Genomic DNA, 3,026 nt, shown 5'->3' with positions numbered 1-3,026 from the left:
ATGTCTGAAAAGAAATAAGGTTAAGGAACAAAGGGCACACAGTGGATGCCTTGGCACCAAGAGGCGATGAAGGACGGAACTAACACCGAAATGCTCGGGGAAGCTGTAAGTAAGCGACGATTCCGAGATGTCCGAATGGGGGAACCCACTATGTTGAAGACATAGTATCTAACACACGTGTTAGAGGCAATACGTAGGGAACTGAAATATCTAAGTACCTACAGGAAAAGAAAGTAATAACGATTCTGTCAGTAGCGACGAGCGAACGCGGAGGAGCCAGATACCTAAGGTTACAAAATTATATAATAGATGAACGATGTGGGAAAATCGGTCAAAGAAGGTGAGAACCCTGTAGTCGAAATTATATAATCCATGGTATCAGAAAGTAGGGCGGGACACGTGGAATCCCGTTTGAAGATAGGAGGACCATCTCCTAAGGCTAAATACTACTTGGTGACCGATAGTGAACCAGTACAGTGATGGAAAGGTGAAAAGAACCCCGGGAGGGGAGTGAAAGAGAACCTGAAACTGTGTGCTTACAATTAGTCAGAGCCCGTTAATGGGTGATGGCATGCCTTTTGTAGAATGAACCGGCGAGTTATGTTACATAGCAAGGTTAAGGATGAAGGTCCGGAGCCGAAGCGAAAGCGAGTCTGAATAGGGCGCTTAAGTTGTGTGATGTAGACCCGAAACTGGGTGATCTAGCCATGAGCAGGTTGAAGTAAGGGTAGTACCTTATGGAGGACCGAACCGCCGCCTGTTGAAAAAGGCTCGGATGACTTGTGGCTAGGGGAGAAATTCCAATCGAACTCAGAGATAGCTGGTTCTCCCCGAAATATCTTTAGGGATAGCGTCAACAATATAGGTTTATCGAAGGTAGAGCACTGAATGTGTGATGGCCCCACCTCGGGGTACTGATCTCAATCAAACTCCGAATGTCGGTAAAGTAAGTTGGCAGTCAGACTACGGGTGATAAGGTTCGTGGTCAAAAGGGAAAGAGCCCAGACCGCCAGATAAGGTCCCAAAATATATGCTAAGTGGAAAAGGAAGTAGAGATGCACAAACAGCCAGGAGGTTGGCTTAGAAGCAGCCATCCTTTAAAGAGTGCGTAAAAGCTCACTGGTCGAGTGACTCTGCGCCGAAAATGTACCGGGGCTAAGCATATTACCGAAGCTGCGGATTTAAAAAGATTTTTTAAGTGGTAGGGGAGCGTTCCTAACAGCGGTGAAGCTAGATCGTGAGGACTAGTGGAGCGTTAGGAAGTGAGAATGCCGGTGTAAGTAACGAAAAGACAGGTGAGAATCCTGTCCGTCATAAACCCAAGGTTTCCAGGGGAAGGTTCGTCCGCCCTGGGTAAGTCGGGGCCTAAGGTGAGGCTGAAGAGCGTAGCCGATGGATAACTAGTAGAGATTCTAGTACCAGTGTAGTGACTGATGGAGTGACAAAGAAGGATAGGCGTCCACCCTGAATGGATTGGGTGAAAAGGATTCAAGGCTAGTACTTAGGCAAATCCGGGTACTGTTAAAGCTGAGAACTGATATAAAGACGTACGAGTTCATGCTTTCAAGAAAAGCTTCTAGGGATAATCATTATACTGCCCGTACCGTAAACCGACACAGGTGGGTGAGTAGAATATATTAAGACGCGCGAGAAAACTGTTGTTAAGGAACTCGGCAAATTAACCCCGTAACTTCGGGAAAAGGGGGACTCCTTATGAAAACGAGGAGTCGCAGAGAAAAGGCCCAAGCGACTGTTTAGCAAAAACACAGGTCTCTGCAAAACCGTAAGGTGAAGTATAGAGGCTGACGCTTGCCCGGTGCTGGAAGATTAAGAGGAGATGTCAGGGTTAAACCGAAGCATTGAATTGAAGTCCCAGTAAACGGCGGCCGTAACTATAACGGTCCTAAGGTAGCGAAATTCCTTGGCGGGTAAGTTCCGTCCTGCACGAAAAGCGTAACGATTTGGGCACTGTCTCAACAACAGACTCGGTGAAATCAAGCTGCCGGTGAAAACGCCGGCTACCCGCGATTAGACGAAAAGACCCCATGGAGCTTCACTGTAACTTGATATTGAAACTGGGTGTAAGATGTACAGGATAGGTGGGAGGCAAGGAAGATAGTACGCTAGTATTGTCGGAGCCAACGTTGGGATACCACCCTTCGTGCACTTAGTTTCTAACTTCTAGATGTGTAATCTAAAGGACAGTGTCTGGTGGGCAGTTTGACTGGGGCGGTCGCCTCCCAAAGAGTAACGGAGGCGCTCGAAGGTTACCTCAGAATGGTTGGAAATCATTCTATAGAGTGCAATGGCAGAAGGTAGCTTGACTGCGAGACCAACAAGTCGAGCAGGGACGAAAGTCGGACATAGTGATCTTACGGTACCGAATGGAAGGGCCGTGACTCAACGGATAAAAGTTACCCTGGGGATAACAGGCTTATCGCTTCCAAGCGTTCACAGCGACGAAGCGGTTTGGCACCTCGATGTCGGCTCGTCGCATCCTGGAGCTGGAGTAGGTTCCAAGGGTTGGGCTGTTCGCCCATTAAAGCGGCACGCGAGCTGGGTTCAGAACGTCGTGAGACAGTTCGGTCTCTATCTATCGTGGGCGTTGGAAATTTGAAGGGAGCTGTTCCTAGTATGAGAAGACCGGAATGGACGCACCCCTGGTGCACCAGTTAGTACGCCAGTACTACAGCTGGGTAGCTATGTGCGGAAGGGATAAACGCTGAAAGCATCTAAGCGTGAAGCCCCCCTTAAGATGAGATTTCCCAATTAGTAAGACCCCTCAAAGACTATGAGGTTGATAGGCCAGGTGTGTAAGTACAGCGATGTATTCAGCTTACTGGTACTAATAGGTCGAGGACTTAACCTTTCGTGATGATTCGCATCACATTCTTTTCAGAGAAAATCATTTATCTAGTTTTGAGAGCATTATGTCTGGTGACGATGGCAAGATGGTTCCACCTGTTCCCATCCCGAACACAGAAGTTAAGCATCTTAGCGCCGACGATAGTTATTACAATTAGCGA

At 47.8% G+C, this 3,026-nt stretch carries 2 rRNA genes; both read left to right on the top strand.

From position 1 onward, the window contains the following. Positions 1–18 precede the first annotated feature (18 nt). A 23S ribosomal RNA gene (locus IY230_RS04790) occupies positions 19–2,869 on the top strand. A gap of 64 nt (positions 2,870–2,933) precedes the next feature. Beyond that, positions 2,934–3,026: ribosomal RNA gene (gene rrf / locus IY230_RS04785) — 5S ribosomal RNA — on the top strand; the annotation flags it as partial.

Origin of the sequence: Acholeplasma laidlawii (assembly GCF_015709225.1) — a bacterium.
GTDB classification, from domain to species: domain Bacteria; phylum Bacillota_I; class Bacilli_A; order Acholeplasmatales; family Acholeplasmataceae; genus Acholeplasma; species Acholeplasma laidlawii_A.
This window is presented reverse-complemented; position numbering and strand designations above follow the sequence as displayed.